At 67.9% G+C, this 1475-nt stretch carries 2 protein-coding genes; one reads left to right on the forward strand and one right to left on the reverse strand.

Translation table 11 applies throughout. From position 1 onward, the window contains the following. Positions 1 to 248: 248 nt before the first annotated feature. Positions 249 to 497, forward strand: a complete 249-nt coding sequence (locus BN3789_RS12120) for a hypothetical protein (RefSeq protein ID WP_229254388.1) — start codon at positions 249 to 251, stop codon at positions 495 to 497. A gap of 86 nt (positions 498 to 583) precedes the next feature. On the opposite strand, the gene BN3789_RS12940 is transcribed toward BN3789_RS12120, so the two are convergent. Then, on the reverse strand, positions 584 to 1475 hold an 892-nt coding region (locus BN3789_RS12940), incomplete at its 5' end, for a hypothetical protein (protein WP_161939017.1).

A 1475-nucleotide genomic window follows, 5' to 3' on the forward strand; every position in this document is an offset into this window, starting at 1 on the left:
TTTCGATGTGGCCTGGTCGTCATCGGCAGCAGGCTTGTCCCAGCCCTGTCTCTTAGAGACAGCTAGATGTGTATAAGAGACAGACCGGGCACTACCCGTACGCGCTTGTCCGCATCGGGCTGTCAGCGGGCTTCCAGGTACCGCATACGCGTTTTAGCTGCGTGATCGCGAGTTTTCTATCCCGAGCTCGCGAGTTGCGAAGTCGGGTATCGTGGCAGAAACAACGTAGGCTGGAAGGAGGTGGTCAGATGGAGGCAGTCAGCATCAATCCCATGGAGGCGCTCGTCGTCGAGGCCCTCCACGACCTCGGGGTGGACGACGGCGGCGTCGCCGACCTCACGGGCATGCATGTTCACGACATCGCCGTGATGGTCGCCGAGCGCGAGCGCCAGCGCGCCTACGAGCGCGGCCGCGCGCTCGCCTTGTCCGCTGCGAACGCCCGGCTCAACCGTCAGGTGGCCGTTCTCGAGCGTAAGCTCCAGGCCGCAGGCGAATAACGGCGCGGCGCACCGGGCCGCCGAAAAAAGAAACGGGAGGCCATCGGCCTCCCGTTTCGCTATAGAGGGGTGTTCCCGGAAACCCGCTACACGTCCTCTTCGATGACGACATAGGTCGCCACGACGCGGGCGGGGTCGTAGTACATGCTGGCGCCCTTCTCGAGGTCGACGGTCTCGCCCGGGCGGACGTACTCGACCGTGATCTCGCCGTAGTTGAACGCCTCGTCGTTGGTGCTCTCGTTGAGCCCCATGGTCGCGGGGGTGCCGTCGGCGTTCTCGGCCCGCAGGTAGACGGTCGCGCGGCGCCAGCGGACGTCGGTGTTGTTGGTGATGGAGCCCGTGATGGAGCCGTCGGGCGAGAGCTCGATCTCGACGCCGCAGTCCTCGGGGGCGAGGAGCTGCTCGCCGCTCCCGAGCCCGCGGGTGCTGCCGACCTCGAACTCGATGTCCTCGACCTCGTCGAGCCGGAACTCCTGGGCGTCGCCCTGGTCGGGGGTGTAGCGCGCCACGACGCCGGAGGGGTACTCCGGGATGATCGTCACCGTGTTCTCGCCGGGCTGGAGGTAGGCGATGGCCCCGCCGTACACGCCCGGCTCCCAGGCGACGAGGTTGAGGTCGGCGTTGACGGTGCCCTCGTCGCCGTACTCGTCGGTGATGGCGATGTCGCCGGTCGCGTCGAAGCCGACGCCCGTCGCGATCTCGCCGGTGTTGTTGGTGATCGAGACCTCGAGGCGCGGGCCGAGGTTCCCGTCGGTGAGGAGCCTGACCTCGCCGACCTCGAAGTCCTCGTAGACGGTCTCGGCGGTGCCGCCCTGGTTCTGTTCGGCGACGTGGGCCGGCTTCGCGGTGAGCAGGCGCCACGCCGAAAAGCCCGCTGCCGCGACGAGGACGACTGCGACGGCGGCGACGAGCGGCTTCTTGGAGCGCTTCTTGGGCTTCTCGGGCGCTGCGGGCGGCGCCGCGGGCGCTACCCGGGCA

The organism is Collinsella ihumii, assembly GCF_900046475.1.
Classification (GTDB): domain Bacteria; phylum Actinomycetota; class Coriobacteriia; order Coriobacteriales; family Coriobacteriaceae; genus Collinsella; species Collinsella ihumii.